The sequence below is a fragment of the Hephaestia sp. MAHUQ-44 genome, from assembly GCF_023806085.1.
In the GTDB taxonomy this organism is placed as follows: domain Bacteria; phylum Pseudomonadota; class Alphaproteobacteria; order Sphingomonadales; family Sphingomonadaceae; genus Sphingomonas.
This window is the reverse complement of the sequence record NZ_JAMSLX010000008.1, coordinates 154,848-175,390: the sequence shown is the minus strand read 5'-3', so window position 1 is coordinate 175,390 and position 20,543 is coordinate 154,848. Positions and strand designations below refer to the sequence as shown.

At 67.4% G+C, this 20,543-nt stretch carries 14 protein-coding genes; 13 read left to right on the top strand and 1 reads right to left on the bottom strand.

Going from position 1 to position 20,543, the window contains the following annotated elements:
• From NFE57_RS10885 to trxA, 9 genes are all read left to right on the top strand, one after another.
• On the top strand, window positions 1–224 hold a 224-nt coding region (locus NFE57_RS10885; protein ID WP_252135602.1), incomplete at its 5' end, for an adenosylhomocysteinase.
• A 318-nt stretch (window positions 225–542) separates the two neighbouring features.
• Entirely contained in the window at window positions 543–3,566 is a 3,024-nt protein-coding gene (locus NFE57_RS10880) for a TonB-dependent receptor domain-containing protein (protein ID WP_252135601.1), read from the top strand.
• Window positions 3,567–3,699: 133 nt separating this feature from the next.
• Window positions 3,700–6,042: a PAS domain-containing sensor histidine kinase gene (locus NFE57_RS10875; RefSeq protein WP_252135600.1), complete on the top strand. Its 2,343-nt coding sequence runs from the start codon at window positions 3,700–3,702 to the stop codon at window positions 6,040–6,042.
• Window positions 6,039–6,485 (top strand): tRNA (adenosine(37)-N6)-threonylcarbamoyltransferase complex ATPase subunit type 1 TsaE, encoded by a 447-nt coding sequence (gene tsaE, locus NFE57_RS10870; RefSeq protein WP_252135599.1) that lies wholly within the window; start codon window positions 6,039–6,041, stop codon window positions 6,483–6,485. Before NFE57_RS10875 ends, tsaE begins: the two co-directional genes overlap by 4 nt.
• Window positions 6,482–7,450: an aminoglycoside phosphotransferase family protein gene (locus tag NFE57_RS10865; protein WP_252135613.1), complete on the top strand. Its 969-nt coding sequence runs from the start codon at window positions 6,482–6,484 to the stop codon at window positions 7,448–7,450. Before tsaE ends, NFE57_RS10865 begins: the two co-directional genes overlap by 4 nt.
• Window positions 7,447–8,208: a nucleotidyltransferase family protein gene (locus NFE57_RS10860; RefSeq protein WP_252135598.1), complete on the top strand. Its 762-nt coding sequence runs from the start codon at window positions 7,447–7,449 to the stop codon at window positions 8,206–8,208. The genes NFE57_RS10865 and NFE57_RS10860 overlap by 4 nt, the downstream gene beginning before the upstream one ends.
• Window positions 8,201–11,170, top strand: a complete 2,970-nt coding sequence (gene addB / locus NFE57_RS10855; RefSeq protein WP_252135597.1) for a double-strand break repair protein AddB — start codon at window positions 8,201–8,203, stop codon at window positions 11,168–11,170. Before NFE57_RS10860 ends, addB begins: the two co-directional genes overlap by 8 nt.
• Complete coding sequence (gene addA, locus NFE57_RS10850; RefSeq protein ID WP_252135596.1) at window positions 11,154–14,612, top strand: double-strand break repair helicase AddA; 3,459 nt, start codon at window positions 11,154–11,156, stop codon at window positions 14,610–14,612. The genes addB and addA overlap by 17 nt, the downstream gene beginning before the upstream one ends.
• Before the next feature lie 46 nt (window positions 14,613–14,658).
• Window positions 14,659–14,982, top strand: a complete 324-nt coding sequence (trxA, locus tag NFE57_RS10845) for a thioredoxin TrxA (RefSeq protein WP_252135595.1) — start codon at window positions 14,659–14,661, stop codon at window positions 14,980–14,982.
• Window positions 14,983–15,063: 81 nt separating this feature from the next.
• Here the strand turns inward: trxA and argJ are convergent, their stop codons facing one another.
• Entirely contained in the window at window positions 15,064–16,293 is a 1,230-nt protein-coding gene (argJ, locus tag NFE57_RS10840) for a bifunctional glutamate N-acetyltransferase/amino-acid acetyltransferase ArgJ (RefSeq protein ID WP_252135594.1), read from the bottom strand.
• Window positions 16,294–16,365: 72 nt separating this feature from the next.
• On the opposite strand from argJ, the gene NFE57_RS10835 reads away from it, so the two are divergent.
• The 4 genes from NFE57_RS10835 to secA all read left to right on the top strand — a co-directional run bounded on the left by NFE57_RS10835 (window position 16,366) and on the right by secA (window position 20,527).
• Window positions 16,366–16,836, top strand: coding sequence for an energy transducer TonB (locus tag NFE57_RS10835; RefSeq protein ID WP_252135593.1), 471 nt, complete (start codon window positions 16,366–16,368; stop codon window positions 16,834–16,836).
• 53 nt (window positions 16,837–16,889) lie between these two features.
• Complete coding sequence (locus NFE57_RS10830; RefSeq protein WP_252135592.1) at window positions 16,890–17,294, top strand: energy transducer TonB; 405 nt, start codon at window positions 16,890–16,892, stop codon at window positions 17,292–17,294.
• A 96-nt stretch (window positions 17,295–17,390) separates the two neighbouring features.
• Window positions 17,391–17,666, top strand: coding sequence for a hypothetical protein (locus NFE57_RS10825; protein ID WP_252135591.1), 276 nt, complete (start codon window positions 17,391–17,393; stop codon window positions 17,664–17,666).
• A 125-nt stretch (window positions 17,667–17,791) separates the two neighbouring features.
• Complete coding sequence (gene secA / locus NFE57_RS10820) at window positions 17,792–20,527, top strand: preprotein translocase subunit SecA (protein WP_252135590.1); 2,736 nt, start codon at window positions 17,792–17,794, stop codon at window positions 20,525–20,527.
• Window positions 20,528–20,543: the final 16 nt, after the last annotated feature.

Genomic DNA, 20,543 nt, shown 5'->3' with positions numbered 1-20,543 from the left:
CGTCGAGCTTCACCAACCAGACGCTGGCGCAGATCGAGCTGTTCACCAAGCCCGAGGCGTACAAGAACGACGTCTATGTGCTCCCCAAGCACCTCGACGAAAAGGTCGCCGCGCTCCACCTCGACAAGCTCGGCGTCCACCTCTCCACCCTCACCAAAAAGCAGGCCGACTATATCGGCGTCCCCGTCGAAGGTCCCTTCAAACCCGATCACTATCGTTACTGAGCCGTACCGGGCGGCACGATTCCTCGTGTCGCCCGGGCGCTGTTGCTGCGCTGCAACGCTGCAATGAAATCAAGCACATGCCCTTGCCAAGGCGTACGCCTGGGAGCTTAATGAACGTCACCGGGGGGCAACTCGCAACGCGAGGAGCGCCTGATGAGTGTAGCGTATCTTTCGTCACCCTCCCGGCTTGGGGCCTGTTCGCTTTTTGCGCTTGCGGTCGCCACCGCAACACCGGCCTTTGCCCAGACGACAACCGATCAACCTGCCACGGCGACTTGCCCTGACGGCAGCGTCGCGAGCGCGGACGGCACCACCTGCGTGGCCGAACCCGCTCAGGCCCCCGATCAGGCTGATGTCGCCGCGCAGGATGAAGCGACCGCCGACGAGGGCCCCGGTTCCGAGATCGTCGTCACCGGCTCGCGCATTCCACGCCGCAATATCGACACCGGCCAACCGACACTGGTGCTCGATTCGAGCACGATCGAGCAGCGCGGCTATTCCAATGTCGGCGACGCGCTCAACGATCTGCCGTCGTTCGGCGTTCCGGGCAGCAGCCGCGTCGGCGGGCAGGCCGGGGCGTTCGGTTCGGGGCAGAATTTCGTCAATTTCTTCGGCCTCGGCGACCAGCGGACGTTGACCGTCGTCAACGGGCGACGCTTCGTCAGTTCGAACACCAGTTCGATCTTCGGGCCGACGGGCGCGGGATCGCAGGTCGATTTCAATGTGATCCCGACGATCATCGTCGATCGCGTCGAGACGATCGCGGTTGGCGGCGCCCCGATTTATGGCTCGGATGCGATCGCGGGCACGATCAACGTCATCACCAAGCATGATTATCAGGGCATCACGCTCGACGCCCAATATGGGATCAGCGAGGACGGCGACGGGCGCGATTTCCGCGTGCGCGGCCTTGCGGGGTATAATTTCGCGGGCGGACGCGGCAACATCACCGTCGCGGGCGAATATAATGAGGAAGCGGGGCTGACCAATTTCGCCCGCCCCGGCAAGCGGCTCAACAGCTTTTTCACGACCCCGCTGGGCAACTCGCCGTTCGATAACGTCTATATCGGTGATCGCCGCCTGCCATCGCTGAGCCAATATGGTGTGCCGCTGGTGATGGACGGGATTTACAATGCGGAAGGCGAGCAGCTTTTCCCGGGCATTCCCTTGTCGCCAGCGCAAGCCGCCAGTTTCGGATTCCAGCCCAGCGTCACCGACGCCGCGGGCAACCCGCTGGCGTTCGACGTCAACGGCAACCTCGTTCCGATCAATTTCGGCCAGCAAACGGGCAATCTGCTCAACTTCAACGGCGGCAACGGCTTCGTCCTGCCGGGCAACCTGTTGTCGCCGGTGCGGCGCTATCTCGCCACCGCGCTCGCCGATTTCCAGCTCACCTCCAATTTGCGGCTGTTCGCCGAAGGCTGGTACGCCAATAGCCGCGGCGAGCAGCTTCGCGATCAGCCGGTGTATAATACCGGGTTGTTCGGTCGTGCCGGTGATCCCGACGGCAACATGGTCATCAGCATCAACAATCCGTTTCTGAAGCCGGCGGCGCGTGATGCGATCATCGCCGCGCTGGCGAGCAATCCCGATTCGGATTCGCAGGACACGTTCCTGCTGGGGCGCGCCAACACCGATCTCACCTCGGGCGCGGGGGCATCGACGGTTGAACTCTATCGCTTCGTCGGTGGGCTCGACGGGACCTTCCAGGCGCTGGGCAAGGAGATGAATTTCGAACTGGTCGGCAATTACGGCCGCTCGACCACGCAAGGCCGCGAGCGCGTGCTCGTCCAGCAGAATTTTGAGAATGCGCTCAATGCCGTGCTCGATCCGAGCGGCAATATCGTCTGCGCACCGGGCTATCAGAATGCGCCGATCGAAACGCTCAGCAGCACCTGCGCGCCGATCAATCCGTTCGGGCAACAGATATCGCAGGCCGCGCGCGATTATGTGACGACGATCGCCAACCCCCGCGCGGTCAACGAGCAATGGGTGGTCACCGCATCGGTCTCGGGCGAATTGTTCGATATCTGGGGCGGTGGCGTCGGTTATGCGCTCGGCTACGAGCATCGTGACGAGAAGGCGCGGTTCGATCCCGGCACTTTCTATTACGGGATACCCGACCCTAACGATCCCACCGGCGAGCGAACCCAGTTCGGCCGATCGGTGCCGATCGATCCGGTGTCGGGCGGGTTCAACACCGACGAGTTCTTCGGCGAGCTCCGCCTGCCGATCATCGGGCCATCGCAGGATATTCCGTTCGTCAACGCGTTCGAACTGCACGGCGCGGCGCGCTATATCGACAATTCGCTGGCGGGCGCCGACTGGACCTATACCGGCGATGCGCGATGGGAATTCGTCCCCGGATTTGCGGCGCGGGTCAATTACACCCGTTCGGTGCGCGCGCCGGCGGTGACCGAATTGTTCAATCCGTCGAGCCAGATTTTCACCACGGCGGACGATCCGTGCGATGCCCGGTTCATCAACGGCGGGCCGAACCCCGCCACGCGGCAGGCTAATTGTGCCGCGGCCGGGGTGCCGGCGAACTTCCAGTCGAATATCGTCGACTTCACAGCGCGTGGAACCTTGTCGGGCAATCCCGATCTCCATAACGAGAAGGCGAAGGCGCTGACCTTCGGCGTGATCGTGGCGCCACGCTTCCTGCCGGGGTTCAATGCCACGGTCGACTGGATCGATATTCGTCTGACCGGGGCGATCGAATCGCTCGATGCCGATCAGGTTTTGCAGGGATGCTACGACAGCCCCACGTTCCCGTCGCCATTGTGTTCAAACTTCACCCGCGACGCGAACAGCCAGATCACCTTCATCGAAACCGGCTTCGCCAACGCGGCCTCGCGCAAGTTCCGCGGGCTCGTCGCGCAGGTCGGGTATCAGCATGATACGCCGTTCCTGGGCAACGGCAGTTCGATCAATCTGTCCGCCAATTACCAATATACCGACAAATTGGTGGTGCGGGTCGGCGAGGGAGACCGGACGACGCTACGCAATTCGATTGGGTATTCGCCGCACAAGGCGACGGTGAACCTTGCGTATGACAACGGCCCATTCAACTGGTCGTGGCAGTGGCTGTATTATGGCAAGACCAAGATCGACCCCGATTCACCCGATTCGACCTATGAATTCCCACGGGTGCCGGCGGTCAGCTTCTTCAACACCACGATCGGGCTCAAGGTGAACGACAATTTCACCTGGCGGTTCATCGTCAACAACGTGTTCGACAAGGGGCCGCCGTTCCCGGTGCCCGCCGCGGGCGGCACGGTGACCTATTTCGATGCGTTCTTCGGCCGCAGCTTCAAGGTGGGGGCCAGCGTCAAGTTCTGAGCCGGGGAAGGTCGGAGGAAGTCGGGTTCATCCCCGGCTTCCTTTGCCTGTCCGCGCGCTGCGCTGTTTGCGAATGGGATGCCTTCGCTTAAGGCGGAGTCATGGAAGTTGATGGCGGCCGCGGCGCGGGGCGATGACGGAGATCGGTTGGCAGACCGTGCTGGCGGGCGTGGCGCTGTTCGTCGTCCTGGCGGCGGCGATCGCGATCCTGTTTGCCGGGTTGCGCGCACGGCTGGCGGCACGGCAATTGACCGACGAGCACGCCCGGCTCGCCGCGATGCTCACCGCTGCCCCCGCGCTGGCGGTGGTGGTCGGCGCCGATGGCCGAATCGCGCCGCCCGAGCGGCTGACGGACTGGCTGGGGCTGGCGAACCGGCCGCGTTACCTGTCCGAACTGGGGACCGCCGACACCGGGTTGAGCGAACACGATCTGGCGGTGTTGCTGCGCGAGACGGCCGCCGCGCAGAAATCGGGACGTGCCTTCGACCACGCGATCCATGCGCAGGGATCGAACCGGACGCTGATGATCCGCGGGCTGCGCGCGCCGGTCGATGTCGCCGGGCCGGGATCGGCCCTGCTGTGGTTTTTCGACGCGACCGAGGCGCGCACCGAAGTCGAGCGTGCCGAGGCCGAAGCGGCACAGTTGCGCGACGCGTTCGAGGCGCTGACCGGGCTGATCGAGGCCGCGCCGCTGCCGATGTGGTATCGCGACGCCGACTTGCGGCTGGCGATGGTCAATTCGGCCTATGTCCGCGCGGTCGAGGGACGCGATGCCGAGGATGTCGTCACGCGCGGTATCGAACTGGTCGAAGGCGCCGGGCTGGGCGGGCCGCTCGCGGGCGCGGCCAAGGCGCGCAATACCGGCGAACCGACCGAACAGGCGATGCCGGCGACGATCGACGGCGCGCGCCGGATGCTGCGCGTCCACGATATCCCGCTGCCGATCGGCGGGGTCGCGGGTTTTGCGGTCGATATCGACGAACTCGATCAGGCGCGCGCGCGGATGCGGCGGCTGGGCGAGGCGCAGCGTACGATGCTCGACCGGCTGTCGGCGGGGGTCGCGCAATTCACCCCCGATCACACGCTCGCATTCTGCAACCTGCCGTTCCGCCGTCTGTTTGCGATGCGCAACGAATGGCTGGCCGACAAACCCGAATTCGATCGCGTGCTCGAACGGATGCGCGAGGCGAGCCGCGTGCCCGAAGTGCGCGACTTTCCGAGCTGGAAGGCCGAACGGCGGGCGTGGTTCAACGCCGATGAGGAAACGATCGAGGAGCATTGGCATCTGCCGAGCGGCGCACATCTGCGCGTGCTGGCGCAGCCGTTGCCCGATGGCGGGTTGCTGCTGGTGTTCGAGGATCGCACCGAGGAGGTCCAGCTCGCCAGCGCGCGTGACACGCTGCTGCGCGTGCGCACCGCGACCTTCGACAATCTGTTCGAGGCGCTGGGGGTGTTCGCCGCCGATGGCCGGCTGCAGCTCTGGAACAACCGTTTCCGCGAAGCCTGGGGGTTCGATCACGATTTCCTGGCGGCGCACCCGCGCGTCGATGCGCTGGCGGAGGCCGCCGCGCCAAGCCTCTCCAATCCCGCACGCGCGTCGCTGATCGGCGAACTGGTGCGATCGGCGACGGTCGAGCGCCAGCAGCGCGGCGGGCGCGTGGGTTTTGCCGACGGGCGCCATTTCGAATTCGCCGCGGTGCCCCTTCCCGATGGCAACGCGCTGTTCACGATGCTCGACATTTCGGACAGCCGCCGGATCGAACAGGCGCTGCGCGAGCGCGCCGACGCGCTGGAAGCCGCCGACCGCGTCAAGACCGCGTTCGTCGCCAATATGAGCTACGAATTGCGCACCCCGCTGACCTCGATCAGCGGTTTCGCCGAGATGCTCCACGGCGGCTATGCGGGCACGCTGAGCAAGGAGGCCGATTCCTACGTCGCCGCGATCCTCGATGCGACCGCCAAATTGGGGCTGCTGATCGACGATGTGCTCGGGCTGACCCAGCAGGCGGCGACCGTGCCCGATCTGTCTCGCGGCACCGTGGATCTGGCGAAGATCGCGCGTTCGGCGGCCGAAGCGCTGGTGCCGTTCGCGCGTGAGCGGGCGATCGATTTCGCGATCGAGATCGACGGATCGACCGGGGCGGTCGAGGGCGATGTGCGGCGGCTCCAGCAGGCGATCGAACATATGCTGCGCCACGCGATCGCCGGCACCCCACGGCGCGGGCGGGTGCTGCTCCACACCGACGGCACCGGCCAGGCGGCGCGGATCGTCGTGTCGGACGACGGCCCCGGCATGAGCGCCGAGGCGATCGGCCATGCTTTCGATCGCACCGACGCCGACGCAACCACCGGGGATCGCGGGCTGGGGCTCGGGTTGCCGCTCGCACGGCAGATCGTCGAGGCGCATGACGGCACGATCAAGCTGATGGCTGAGCCCGGCGCCGGGACGGTGATCCTCGCCGAACTGCCGCGATGACGATCAGGCTTGCCGATGCTGCCGCGAGCGAGGCGCTGGGCGCGCGGCTGGCGGAACTGGTCCGTGCGGGGGATGTCATCACGCTGTCGGGGCCGCTCGGCGCGGGCAAGACGAGTATCGCACGCGGGTTGCTGGCAGCGCTCGGGCTCGAGGGTGACGCGCCGTCGCCGAGCTTCGCGATCGTCCAGCCTTATGACGTGCCCGAGGTGACGCTGCCGGTGCTGCACGTCGATCTCTACCGGATCGAATCGCCCGCCGAACTCGATGAACTCGGGCTCGATGAGGCGCGGCACGATTCCGTGCTGGTGATCGAATGGCCCGAGCGTGCGCCGGGGCATTGGCCGGAGGCGCTCGCGCTGACGCTGGCGATCGCACCCGACGGCGCCCGCTCCTTGACAGCCGACGTGCCCGCGCCTTGGAAAGAGCGATGGTTGCAGACATGATTCCGCCGGCCGCAGCGGCCGATTTTCTCGCAGCGCACGGCTGGGGCGGCGCGACGATCGCTCCGCTGGCCGGTGACGCTTCGTTCCGCCGCTATTTCCGCGTGTCGGGCACTAGAGGCCGCGCAGTGCTGATGGATGCGCCGCCGCCGCATGAAGATGCCCGGCCGTTCATCGCGATCGCGCGCTGGCTTGGTGAGCGAGGCTTCGCGGCGCCCAAGATCCTGGCCGACGATGTGGCGCTGGGGCTCGTGCTGCTCGAGGATTTCGGCGACGTGCGGATGCGCGAGACGGTCGATGCGCGACCCGAGGCGGGCGAGGCGCTCTACGCCGCCGCGATCGATGTACTGGTCGCGCTTCACAAGCACCCGGCGGGACCGCTGCGCCCCTATGATCGCGCCGAGCTACAGCGCGAGGCGGGGCTGTTCGTCGACTGGTATTGCCCCGCGGTCGGACTCGACGTCGATGGTGCGGGCTATCGCGCGGCGTGGGATGCGGTGCTGGGCACCGCGCTCGACCGTCGCGAGACCGTCACGGTGCTGCGCGATTACCATGCCGAGAATCTGATGTTGATCGATGACGGCAAGGGGCTTGGGTTGCTCGATTTCCAGGATGCGCTGGCGGGACACCCCGCATACGACCTCGTTTCATTGCTCCAGGATGCACGCCGCGACGTCGCGCCCGAGATCGAGACCGCGATGCGCGACCGTTATGCCCGCGCTACCGGGGCGGGGGCGGATTTCGCCGCGGCCTATGCGGTGCTCGGCGCGCAGCGCAACGCCAAGATCCTGGGCATCTTCACGCGGCTGTGGAAGCGCGACGGCAAGCCGCGCTACGCCGCGATGTGCCCGCGTGTGTGGCGGTATCTCGAGCGTGACCTTGCCGATCCCGTGCTGGCGCCGGTCGCGGCATGGTTCGCCGCCCATGTTCCTGCCGACAAGCGCGGCGACCCGATGGAGGTCGCATGACCGCGAAACGCACGCTGGCGCTGCGCCCTGATCCGGGCGTTGCGGTGCCCGAAACCGCGATGGTGATGGCGGCGGGGCTCGGCAAAAGGATGCGGCCGCTGACCGCGACGCGGCCCAAGCCGTTGATCGAGGTCGCGGGCAAGCCGCTGATCGACCATGTGTTCGATCGGTTGCGGGCGGCGGGGGTCAAACGGGCGGTGGTCAACGTCCATTACCTTGCCGACGCGCTCGAAGCGCATGTCAAGAACCGCATCAAAGGCATCGAGGTCTTTGTTTCCGACGAGCGCAAACGCTTGCTGGAGACCGGCGGCGGGCTGATCCATGCGCGCGCGCTGCTCGGCGATGATCCGGTCCTTGTGGTCAACAGCGACAATCTATGGATCGATGGCCCCATTGATGCGATCCGCGAGCTTGCTGCGGGGTGGGACGATGCGCGGATGGATGCGCTGTTGCTGCTGGTACCGCTCGCGCGTGCCAACAATCATCGCGGGCAGGGCGATTTTCGGCTTGCGGCGGATGGGCGGATCACCGGCCGACGAGGACGCAGCCGCGTCGCGCCGTTCGTCTTTACCGGGGTCCAGATACTGTCGCCGCGGCTGCTGGTCGATGCGCCCGAAGGGCCGTTTTCGACCAATCTGTTCTGGGATCGCGCGATCGCGGCCGGGCGCGCGTTTGGCGTCGTCCATCAGGGGCTGTGGTTCGATGTCGGCACCCCTGAGGCGATTCCGGCGACCGAGGCCGTGATTGGGCATGGCTGACCCGGCCCGGCCCGCGCTTTTCACGATTCCCGCGCATCGCGCGTTTGCCGATGCGCTGGCAGCGGGGCTGATCCGCCGGTTCGGCAAGGACCGGATGACGCTGGCGCGCGGGCTGGTACTGCTGCCGAGCAACCGCGCGCAGCGCAGCGTCCGCGATGCCTTTGTGCGGGCGAGCGGCGGCGCGCTGCTGCTGCCACGGCTGGTCGCGATCGGCGATCCCGAACTCGACGAAGCGGCGGGCGCCGCGCTCGATCCCGCCGACGATCCCGATCCCGTCGCCCCCGCAGTCGCGCCGCTCGAACGCCGGATGATCCTCGCGCGGCTGGTCGAGCAGGAGCGCGCGAAGGCCGGGCAGCCGATCGACGCGGCCGAGGCGGTAAGGCTCGCCGGCGAGCTGGCGCGGACGCTCGATCAATTGCTGGTCGAGGATGTCGCGCCGTCGCGGCTCGGCACGCTCGAGATGGCGGCGGAATTGTCGTCGCATTGGCAGCGGTCGCTCGATCTTTTCCGGATCGTGCTCGATCGCTGGCCTGAGGAATTGCGCCGGCTGGGGCGGATCGACCTGGCCGAGCGGCGCACGCGGCTGATGGTGCGGCTGACGACACGCTGGCGTGCGGCGCCGCCGACCGGGTTCGTCTGCGCGGCGGGGGTGACCACCGCGTCGCCCTCGATCGCGCGGCTGCTGCGCTGCGTGGCCGAACTGCCGCAGGGGCTGGTGGTGCTGCCGGGGCTCGCGATCGACATGCCCGAGGCCGAATGGCAGGCGCTGGGGCCGCATGTGCCCGATCCCGACACCGGCCGCCGCGCGCGATCGATCGAGACGCACCCGCAATTCCAATTGAAGCTGCTGCTCGACCGGATGGGGATCAACCGCGGCGAGGTCGAGACCTGGCGCGAGGGCGGCGGACACGATGCCGGTGCGATCCGTGGCCGCGCGGTCGCCAACGCGCTCGCGCCCGCCGATTACACCGGCAAATGGACCGATCTGGCGGGCACCGACCGGCGGCTCACCGACGTCACCGCCGTCGAACTCGCGACCCCCGCCGAGGAGGCGCAGGCGATCGCGCTGGCATTGCGCGCGGCGCTCGAGACGCCGGGCCGGACGGCGGCACTGGTGACCCCCGATCGCGCGCTGGCGCGGCGGGTGGCGGCACATTGCGCGCGCTGGAACATCGCGATCGACGATTCGGCGGGACGGCCGCTGTCGATCCTGCCGCCGGGCACGCTGCTGATCGCGCTTGCCGAGGCCGCGGCACAGCATTTCGCGCCCGTCGCGCTGCTCGCCTTGCTCAAGCACCCGCTGGTGCGATTCGGTGCGGCGCGGCTTGCATGGCTCGATGGCGCCCGCGCGCTCGATCTCGCGCTGCGCGGCCCGCGTCCGGCACCCGGGCTCGATGGGATCGACGCGCATCTGGCCGAGGGCGACGAGCGCACCCGTGCGATCCGGGCGCGGGCGCAGGCATGGTGGCGCGACGCGCGGCCGTTGCTCGAGCCGATCGGCGCAGTGTTCGATGATGGACCGCAACCGCTGGGCACGCTGCTCGCGGCGCTGCGTGAGGCGTCCATCGCTTTGTGCGGCGATGCCTTGTGGTCGGGGCCGGCGGGACGTGCGCTCGCCGAATGGTTCGCCGAACTCGAAGCACGCGCCGCGCTGGGGCCGCCCGAAATCGCGCCCGACAGCCTCGCGCCGTTGGTGCGGACGCTGCTCGACGAGACCGCGGTACGGCCGCCGCAGGGCGGGCATCCGCGACTGGCGATCTATGGCTTGATCGAGGCGCGGTTGCAGACCGCCGATCTGATGATCCTCGGCGGGCTCAACGAAGGCATCTGGCCGGGCCAGCCCGCGCCCGATCCGTGGCTGGCGCCGCGCATCCGTGCCGAACTGGGGCTGCCGGGGCTCGATCGCCGCGTGGGGCTGGCCGCGCACGATCTGGCCGAGGCGCTGGGCGCGCCGCAGGTGCTGCTGACGCGCCCGCGCCGCGATGCGCGGTCGCCCGCGATCCCCTCGCGCTTCTGGCTCCGGCTCGAGGCGATCGCAGGCGGGATTACCCGCGCTCGCGGCCTCGAAGGCTGGACGCGCGCGCTCGACGATCCGGGTGCGCATATGCCCGAAGCTCGCCCCGAGCCGGTGCCGCCGCCGGCGCTGCGCCCGACGATGATCTCGGTGACCGAGGTCGATCGGTTGAAGGCGGACCCTTATGCTTTTTACGCGCGACGCGTGCTGCGCCTGATGCCGCTCGACGCGGTCGATGCCGATCCCAGCGCGGCGTGGCGCGGAACGGCGGTGCATCGCATCCTCGAAATCTGGACGCGCGAGGACGCTTGCCGCCTCGATGCGCTGCGCCCGCGTGCGCTGGCGATGATGCACGATGCGCGCACGCATCCGATGCTGCGCGCCTTGTGGTGGCCGCGGCTCGACGAGGCGATCGGCTGGATCGGGCAGGCGATGGCGGCGCAGGCAAGCGAGGGCAGGCGCGTGCTCGCTGCCGAATTGCGCGGTAAAATCGACATTGCCGGAGTGACGCTCAACGGCACCGCCGACCGGATCGACCGGCTGGCGAGCGGCGGGATCGGGATCGTCGATTACAAGACCGGCAAGCCGCCCTCGGCTGCGGCGGTGCGCGCGGGGTTTTCGATGCAGCTCGGCTTGCTCGGGCTGATCGCCGAGCGCGGCGGCTTTGCCGATATCACGGGCATCGCCGAGGCGTTCGAATATTGGTCGATCAGCAAGCGCGGCGGGCAATTCGGTTATATTGCCACCCCGGTTGATCCGGCGGGCAAGCGCGATCGCATCCCGACCGCCGATTTCACGAGCATCGCCGCGCACCATTTCACCGAGGCAGCGCGCGACTGGCTGACGGGGATGCGCGGCTTCACCGCCAAACTGGTGCCCGATTATGCGCCTTACGCCGACTATGACCAGTTGATGCGCCGCGACGAATGGTATGGCCGTGAGCGCTGACGGCATCGGCACCTTGCCCCGCCTGCTGGGCAGCCAGGCGCGCGCGAGTGCGCCCGGCGCGCATGTCTGGCTGTCGGCATCGGCGGGGACGGGCAAGACGCAGGTGCTCACCGCGCGCGTCTATCGGCTGCTGCTGCGCGGGGTCGATCCGGGGGCGATCCTGTGCCTCACCTTCACCAAGGCGGGCGCGGCCGAGATGGCGGCGCGGATCAGCGCGCGGCTCGCCGCCTGGGTGCGGATGCCCGAGCGGCGGGTGAAGGACGATCTCGCCGCTTTGGGCGAAAATCCGCTCGATCCGGGTCTAGTGGCCCGCGCGCGCACTTTGTTCGCCAAGGTGCTCGATGCGCCGGGCGGGGGCATCCGCATCCAGACGATCCACGGTTTCGCGCAGAGCCTGCTGTCGGCTTTCCCGATCGAGGCGGGGCTGGTGCCCGGTTTCCGCCCGCTCGAAGCGCGCGAGGAAGCGGTGCTGGCGCGCGAGGCGCTGGCCGAGATGCTGGTCGATGCCGAACGCGAGGGGCGCGGACATGTGATCGACACCATCGGCGCGCTCAGCCTGCGGCTGGGCGAGGGCGGGGCCGAGGGCTTCCTGATCGCCTGCGCCCGCGCGCGCGCCGGGCTGTCGGCGCTGCCCAAAGGCGGGATCGCGCCGTTCGTGCGGCGCGCGCTCGATCTGCCCGCTGGTGATATCGAGGCGGCGCTGGTCGCGGCATGTGACGACGATGCGTTCGATCTCGCGTCGCTGGCGGCAGTGGCCGCGATGAACGCGGCGTGGGGGACCAAGAACGGGCTTGCGCGTGCCGACACCATCGCGGCGTGGCGCGCGCGTTCGAGCGAGGATCGTGCGGCGACGCTCGATGAATTGCATCTCGTCTGGGCCAAGGCCGATGGCGAGATGCGCTCGTTCGGCAAGGGGCAGGCGCCGCAGGAGGAGGGCTATGCCGAGGCCGCAAGCCGGCTGCACGAGGCCTGCGCCGCGCTGGTCTCGATGCGCACGCGCGCGGCCTATGCCGATCTGCTGGCGGCCGGGCTCGAGATCGGGCTCGATTATGCCGAGCGCTATGCGCTCGCCAAGCGCCGCGCAGGCGCGGTCGATTTCGACGATCTGATCGGCCGCGCGGTGGCGTTGCTCGAACAGCCGGGGATGGGCGAATGGGTGCGCTACAAGCTCGACCAGGCGACCGAACATATCCTGATCGACGAGGCGCAGGATACCAACCTCGCGCAATGGACGATCATCGGCAAGCTGGCCGAGGAATTCTTCGCCGGCGAAGGCCGGCATGGCGATCGCGTGCGGACGCTGTTCACCGTCGGCGACTTCAAGCAGGCGATCTTCGGCTTCCAGGGCACCGATCCGCTCAATTTCGCGTGGGCGGGGCGGTATTTCGAGCGACTGGCGGGGGAGGGTTTCGATCCGCTGGCGGGCGAGGGCGTGCCGTTCGAGCGGCTGTCGCTGACGCAATCGTTCCGATCGACCCGCCCAGTGCTCGAATTTGTCGATGCTGCGATCGCGACGGTCGGCGCGGCCGCGCTGGGCGAGATCGGCGAAGTCGAGGTCCATGCCAGCGAAGTCCCCGGACCGGGACGCGTCACCTTGTGGCCTGCGGTCAGCGACGATGTTGGCGATCCGGAAGAGGATGAAGAGGGCTGGGTCGGCGATGCGACGCGCGCGCTGGCGGGCAAGATCGCGCGCAGCGTGCGCGACATGATCAACAGCGGTACGCTGGCGAGCAAGGGGCGGCCGATCCGGCCTGAGGATGTGCTGATCCTCGTCAAACGGCGTGGCGAACTGGCGTCGCTGCTGGTCGCGCGGCTCTATGCCGAGGGTGTGCCGGTGGCGGGGGTCGATCGGCTGCGGCTCAATACGCCGCTGGCGGTGCAGGATCTGCTCGCCGCGGTGCGTTTCGCGCTCCAACCCGAGGACGATCTGGCGCTGGCGAGCCTGTTGGTGTCGCCGCTGATCGGCTGGACCCAGGATGACTTGATGCACGCCGCCGCGCCGCGCCCGTCGCGAATGCCGCTATGGCGTCATCTGCGCGCGACGCAGCCTGCGGAACGGCTCGCGCCGCTTGAGGCGATGTTGAACCGCGCCGATATTGCGACGCCGTACCAGTTTCTCGAGGAATTGCTCACCGGGCCGCTCGACGGACGGCGCAAGCTGATCCGGCGGCTGGGGCAGGAAGCGCGCGACCCGATCGAGGAATTGCTGAGCGCCGCGCTCGATTTCGAGACGCTATCGGCGCCCTCGCTCCAGCTTTTCCTCGACTGGTTCGATCGCGGCGATGTCGAGATCGTGCGCGACCCGTCGGCGCCGCTCGATGCGGTGCGGGTGATGACCGCGCACGGGGCCAAGGGATTGCAGGCGCCGGTGGTGATCCTCGCCGACGCGACCGCCGACCCCGCCTCGGTGCGGCGCGATATTCTGAGCTGGAAGCCCGAGGATGCGCGCGACGCGATCCCGATCTTCCGCCCGCGCACCATCGAGCGCGGGGGCGAGATCGCGGATCTGGCCGCAACCTCCGAAGCGCGCGAACTCGAGGAGCATTGGCGGCTATTCTACGTCGCGGCGACGCGCGCCGAGGAGCAACTCGTCATCGCCGGGGCGCTGGGGCCGCGCGCGAAAGGCGTGCCGCCCGAGGCGAGTTGGTACGCCGCCGCTGATCGTGCGCTGACCGCGCTCGGCGTGCCGCTGGTCGAGGATGAGGCGCGGTGTTTCGAGGGGCACGTGCCGCAGCAGGCGATCGCCACCAAGGCCGGTGAGGCGCCGGGTGCGGCCGCCCGACCTGATCTCCCCGATTGGGCACGGCGCGCGGCCCCGCAGGAAGCGCGCCCGCCGCGTCCGCTCGCGCCGTCGGCGCTGGGCGAGGACGATGTCGCCGACCCGCCACCGAGCCCGGCGATGCGCGCCGCCGCCGAGCGCGGGCGGTTGATCCACGCGCTGTTCGAGCGTCTGCCGCCGGTGCCACCCGCAGACCGCGCGGCGGCAGCCGACCGCTGGCTGCGCGACGTGGGGCAGGTGGCCGATCCCCACGCGCGCGATGCGCTGGTGGCGACGGTGTGTGCGGTACTCGACGATCCGCGCTTTGCCGCGCTGTTCGGGCCCGACGCGCTGGCCGAGGCGCCAGTGACGGCGGTGATCGGCGACGGGTTGGTGGTCGCCGGGACGATCGACCGGCTGCTCGTCACCGACGATGCGGTCGAGCTGATCGACTTCAAGACCGGGCGGCGCGTGCCCGCCACGGTCGATGACGTGCCAATCTATCATCTGCGCCAGATGGCGGCCTATGCCGAGGCGCTGCGCGTGATCTTCCCCGATCGCCGGATCGGCGCCACCTTGCTCTACACCGCAGGGCCGGTATCGTTCGCGCTCCCCGATGCGCTACTCGCCGCCCACAAGCCCCGCTTGCCGCCAGCGCAACAAAGCTTGGCGGCCGGTGCTTGAGCAAGCGCGCCGGCCTGCCTACCTAGAGATCAAAGGAGACGCCCTCATGGCCACCAAACAGATCACCGATTCGAGCTTCGAAAACGACGTCCTTAATGCAGAAGGGCCAGTGCTGGTCGATTTCTGGGCCGAATGGTGCGGTCCGTGCAAGATGATCGGGCCCAGCCTTGAGGAGATTTCGGAAGAACTCGGCGAGAAGGTGACGATCGCCAAGCTCAACATCGACGACAATCCCGAGGCTCCCGGCCGCTACGGCGTGCGCGGCATTCCGACGATGATCCTGTTCAAGGGCGGTGCCCCCGCCGCGACCAAGGTCGGCGCCGAGCCCAAGGGCCGGATCAAGGCGTGGCTGGAAAACGAACTCGCGTAAATCGAACGCGAAGCCAGCGAAAGCTGACATCCGATCTTACAAACAGCGCCCCCGGCTCCGGCCGCGGGGCGCTGTTTTGCTTCAGCTTCGGTAATCGGCGTTGATCGCGATGTAGCCGTGCGTCAGATCGCACGTCCACATCGTCGCGCGGCCGTCGCCGAGGCCGAGATCGACGCCGATGTCGATCTCCTTGCCCTTGAGGTGCGCGGCAACGGGGGCTTCGTCATAGCCTTCGACCGCGAGGCCGTTTTCCGCCACCAGCGTATCGCCGAAGCGGATCGCGAGCTGGTCGCGCTCGGCGGGTTCGCCGGCCTTGCCGACCGCCATCACCACGCGGCCCCAATTGGCGTCCTCGCCCGCGATCGCGGTCTTGACCAGCGGCGATTCGGCGATGCTGCGGGCGATACGGTGCGCGCTCTTGTCCGACGTGGCGCCCGTCACCTCGACGGTGACGAACTTGGTCGCGCCTTCGCCGTCGCGCACCACCAGATGCGCGAGCCGCCGGCACAGATCGCCCAGCGCGGCGGCAAACGCGTCGGCACCCGCATCGTCGGCGTTCGTCAGCGGCGCGTTGCCAGCCTTGCCGGTCGCGAACGCCAGCACGGTGTCGCTGGTCGAGGTGTCGCTATCGACTGTGATGCATGAAAAACTGGTGCGGTTGGCGGCGTTGAGCGCCGCCTGGAGGAAAGCGGGTTCGACCGCGGCATCGGTGAACACGAAGCCGAGCATCGTCGCCATATCGGGCGCGATCATCCCCGATCCCTTGATGATCCCGACCAGCGTCACCGTGCGGCCATCGACGATCGCGGTCGTGACCGCCGTCTTGATGAAGGTGTCGGTGGTCATGATCGCCGCCGCCGCCTCGTTCCAGTCGCACGGCGTGGCGGCGAACGCGGCGTCGAGCCCGGCCTCGGCCTTGTCGATCGGCAGCGGCACGCCGATCACCCCGGTCGAGGCGACGAAGATGTCCGAGGGAGCGCAGCCGAGGTGTCCGGCGGCGCGCGCCGCGATCGCCTCCACCGCCGCCCGCCCGCGATTGCCCGTGAAGGCGTTCGAATTGCCCGCGTTGACGACCAGCGCGCGCGCGGTGCCGAGCGGCAGCGCGGCGCGGCACCATTCGACCTCGGGCGAGGGGCATTTGCTCTGCGTCAGCACGCCCGCGACGCTGGTGCCGGGATCGAGCGACACGAAGGTGAGGTCGCACCGGTCCCATGTCTTGTACCGCGCCCGCGCCACACGAAGATCAACGCCCGCGATGGCGGGGAGATCCGGGAAGTGCGTGGGCGCAAGCGGAGACTGGGCGGATGACAAGGGCGGGGCTCCCACGTAGACGGGTCGAGGATGAGGGGTGTTAGCGTGCTGACGGGGCAAGGCCAACGGTTGATGTTCGCGGTCGTCACGCTCTGTGTGGCGCTGGTGCTGGCGATCGCCTCGATCGGGATCATTATCGCCGAGCGCGCAGGAACGATGACCACGCTTTCGGGCGTCACCGCTGATATCAAGGCGCGCATTGCCGCCACATTGGACAGACCAGCCATCTCGCCGGTGGTCGATACGTGGCCAGACAAGATACCGCCGGTTCGGTCGGGCAATCCGGTCGATTGGTTTGGCCCCGACAGCTATCCGCGCCAGGCGTTGCGGGAAAACATCGAGGGCACGGTTCGTTTCCGGCTCACAATCGACGCTGCGGGGCATGCGGCATCGTGCACGATCATCGCTTCCTCGGGGTCGCGCGTGCTCGATGACGGCACGTGTCGCATTGCTACCACGCATGCCGAATTCAAACCGTTGCCGGAAACGGGCAAGCCACCACCCTCAATCGTCCAAAGCGTAACCTGGCGCCTCTCGGATTAGGGTGAAGGCGTGACATCGGCGTGTCGGGGCAGTAACCACGGCGTATGAACCGCATGCTCCTTCTGCAACCGCTGATCGCACTGGCTCTGGCCGGGACGGCCAGTCCCGTGCTCGCCCAATCGGCGCCCGAGGCGTCGACGCCTGCACCGATCGGCAACCCCGCCGACTGGTTCGCCGGGGACAGCTATCCGCCGGCGGCCAAGGCGGCGGGTGCGGAGGGGCGCACGGGGTTCGCGGTCGATGTCGATGCCAAAGGCCGTGTCACCTCATGCTCGATCACCGAATCGAGCGGCACGGCGCTGCTCGACAGCACGACCTGCGCGCTGGTCGTCATGAATGGCCGGTTCAGCCCGGCGCACGATGCGGCAGGCAAGGCGATTGCGGGCGTATGGACATCGTCGATGCTGTGGAAACTGGAGATCGCGCCGCTGAGCGACGACGATCCGCTGCCGCTGTAACCCGCCCACGCGCACGATTATAGGGTCGACGGGCGCCGTCGCGGATTATATGGCCTGCCTAGCCGGGCGATCGCCCGCCAATCCGTCAGGAGACACGTGGAACTGTTGCTGATCCTCTACGCGATGCTCGCAGGGCTGACCGGGCTTTCCGGCCAGAGCCCCGCACGCGCGCAGGTGACGCTCGGCAGCACGACCACGATTACGGCGAGCCAGGCCAATAGCGGGCGCGTCGCGGTGCGCATCGTCGTCCGCGCGGTGCGGGCGCCGGGCGTGCCGCATGTCGTGCCCGATGCGCGCCGGATCGCCAGCGCGCTGCCTGTCATCGCCGCGGTCGCTTTTGCCCGCGTGACCACCGAGTGCCGGCGCGAATAGACGCCGGGCGTTGCGCGTCCTCGCGCCGCCCCCATATCGCCCCATAGTTTCCCGTCGACCGTCGCGCCGCCTGAAGGGCGCCCCGCGCGCATCGGCCCCCGCAATATAACGAACAGGATTCCGCCATGCTCGGCAGCTTTGCCAAAACCATTTTCGGCTCGTCGAACGACCGATACGTCAAGTCGCTGCGGTCGATCGTCAACAAGATCAATGGCTTCGAGCCGACAATTTCGGCGATGAGCGAGGATGATCTCCAGCACCAGACCGCGCGCTTCCGCGAACGGCTCGAGGCGGGGGAAAGCCTCGACGATCTGCTGCCCGAGGCCTTCGCCACCGTCCGCGAAGCCGCCAAGCGCGTGTTCGGCCAGCGCCATTACGACGTGCAGATGATCGGCGGCATCGTGCTCCATCGCGGCGAGATCGCCGAGATGCGCACCGGTGAGGGCAAGACGCTGGTCGCGACGCTCGCGACCTATCTCAACGCGTTGCCGGGCAAGGGCGTCCACGTCGTTACCGTCAACGACTATCTGGCCAGTCGCGACGCCGAGTGGATGGGGCAGGTCTACCGCTATCTCGGGATGACGGTGGGGACGATCATCCCCAATCTGACCGACCAGCAACGCCGCGACGCTTATGCCGCCGACATCACCTATGGCACCAACAACGAATTCGGTTTCGATTATCTGCGCGACAATATGAAGTACGAGCGCAGCGCGATGGTGCAGCGTCCGTTCAACCACGCGATCGTCGACGAGGTCGATTCGATCCTGATCGACGAGGCGCGCACGCCGCTGATCATTTCCGGGCCCACCGACGACAAGTCCGAGATGTATATCAAGGTCGACGCCGTGGTGAAGCAACTCGGCGACGCCGATTACGACATGGACGAGAAGCAGAAGACGATCGTCCTGACCGAGGACGGCACCGAACGCGCCGAGCGGATGCTCGAAGCCGCAGGGGTGCTCGTCGGCGCCAATCTCTACGATTTCGAGAACACGCAGGTGGTCCACCACCTCAACCAGTCGCTGCGCGCGAACAAGATGTTCAAGCTCGACACCGATTATATCGTCAAGGACGACAAGGTCGTCATCATCGACGAATTCACCGGCCGGATGATGGACGGCCGGCGCTGGTCGGACGGGTTGCACCAGGCCGTCGAGGCCAAGGAGGGCGTCAAGATCGAGCCCGAGAACCAGACGATGGCCTCGATCACCTTCCAGAATTATTTCCGCATGTACCCCAAGCTTTCGGGGATGACCGGCACCGCATCGACCGAGGCGGCCGAATTTTTCGACATCTACAAGATGAACGTCGTCACGATCCCGACCAACCTCCCGATCCAGCGGGTCGACGAGGAGGACGAGTTCTACAAGAATACGGCCGACAAATTCGCGGCGATCGCCAAGAAGGTCAAATTCCACGCCGAGCGCGGCCAGCCGGTACTGGTCGGCACCGTCTCGATCGAGAAATCCGAGATGCTCGCCGCTTTTCTCGACCAGGAGCAAGTGCCGCACAACGTCCTCAACGCCCGCCACCACGAGATGGAGGCGCACATCGTGGCGCAGGCCGGGCGCAAGAGCGCAGTGACGATCGCTACCAACATGGCCGGTCGCGGCACCGACATTCAGCTTGGCGGCAACCTTGAATTTCGCGTCGAGGCCGAGCTTGGCGACATGGAGGAAGGCCCCGAGCGCGATAAGGCGATCGAGCGTATTCGCGCCGAGATCGAGGTCGAGAAACACGAAGTGCTCGCCGCCGGCGGGCTGTTCGTGCTCGGCACCGAGCGCCACGAAAGCCGCCGCATCGACAACCAGTTGCGCGGCCGCTCGGGGCGCCAGGGCGATCCGGGGCTCAGCCGTTTCTATCTCAGTCTCGACGACGATCTGCTGCGGATCTTCGGCCCCGACACGCTGTTTGCGCGGATGATGCGATCGAACCTCGAGGATGGCGAGGCGATCGGCTCCAAATGGCTCTCCAAGGCGATCGAAACCGCGCAGAAGAAGGTCGAGGCGCGCAATTACGACATCCGCAAGCAGGTCGTCGAATATGATGACGTGATGAACGATCAGCGCCGCGTGATCTACGAGCAGCGCGCCGAGATCATGGATGCCGACGACGTCACCGAGATCATCAACGATATGCGCGCCGACACGGTGAACGCGATCGTTGCCGATGCGTGCCCGCCGGGCAGCTATCCCGAGCAGTGGGATATTGAAGGCATGAAGGCGCGCCTCGCCGAATTGCTCAACCTCGAGCTGCCGCTCGACGACTGGCTCAAGGAAGACGCGGTCGACGTCGAGATGATCGAGCAGCGCATCGGGGATATCGCCGATGCGGCGGTCACCGAAAAGGCGAGCGGGATCGACCTGGCGACGTGGACGCAGATCGAGAAATCGATCCTGCTCCAGAATCTCGACCAGCATTGGAAGGAACATCTCGCGACGCTCGATGCGCTGCGGCAGGTCGTCCATCTGCGCGCTTATGCGCAAAAGACGCCGCTCAACGAATATAAGTCGGAGGCGTTCGCGCTGTTCGAACGGATGCTCGCGAGCATCCGCGAGGATGTGACCCGCACGATCGCGCACGCCCAGTTCCAGATGCAGGCGCCACCGCCGCCGCTGCCCGATCTGCCCGATTTCATCACCAGCCATTTCGACCCGTTCACCGGCACCGACGATACCAACGATATCGACGGCGGCACGCTGGGTCTGGTGACGACGCAATTGCCGACGATGCACCCGTCGCCGCCCGATACGCCGCTGGGCACCGATCCGGCGCAATGGGAAGGCCGCGTCAGCCGCAACGCGCCGTGCCCGTGCGGATCGGGGCGTAAGTACAAACATTGCCACGGCGCGCTGTAAGGCGCGCTGGCGAGCG

Coding starts and splice junctions, on each gene's coding strand:
- NFE57_RS10830 (WP_252135592.1), top strand. CDS start 16,890: ATGCTCCTTCTGCAACCGCTGATCGCACTGGCTCTGGCCGGGACGGCC.
- tsaE (WP_252135599.1), top strand. CDS start 6,039: ATGACGATCAGGCTTGCCGATGCTGCCGCGAGCGAGGCGCTGGGCGCG.
- trxA (WP_252135595.1), top strand. CDS start 14,659: ATGGCCACCAAACAGATCACCGATTCGAGCTTCGAAAACGACGTCCTT.
- NFE57_RS10875 (WP_252135600.1), top strand. CDS start 3,700: ATGACGGAGATCGGTTGGCAGACCGTGCTGGCGGGCGTGGCGCTGTTC.
- addB (WP_252135597.1), top strand. CDS start 8,201: ATGGCTGACCCGGCCCGGCCCGCGCTTTTCACGATTCCCGCGCATCGC.
- NFE57_RS10835 (WP_252135593.1), top strand. CDS start 16,366: ATGTTCGCGGTCGTCACGCTCTGTGTGGCGCTGGTGCTGGCGATCGCC.
- secA (WP_252135590.1), top strand. CDS start 17,792: ATGCTCGGCAGCTTTGCCAAAACCATTTTCGGCTCGTCGAACGACCGA.
- addA (WP_252135596.1), top strand. CDS start 11,154: ATGGCCGTGAGCGCTGACGGCATCGGCACCTTGCCCCGCCTGCTGGGC.
- NFE57_RS10865 (WP_252135613.1), top strand. CDS start 6,482: ATGATTCCGCCGGCCGCAGCGGCCGATTTTCTCGCAGCGCACGGCTGG.
- NFE57_RS10860 (WP_252135598.1), top strand. CDS start 7,447: ATGACCGCGAAACGCACGCTGGCGCTGCGCCCTGATCCGGGCGTTGCG.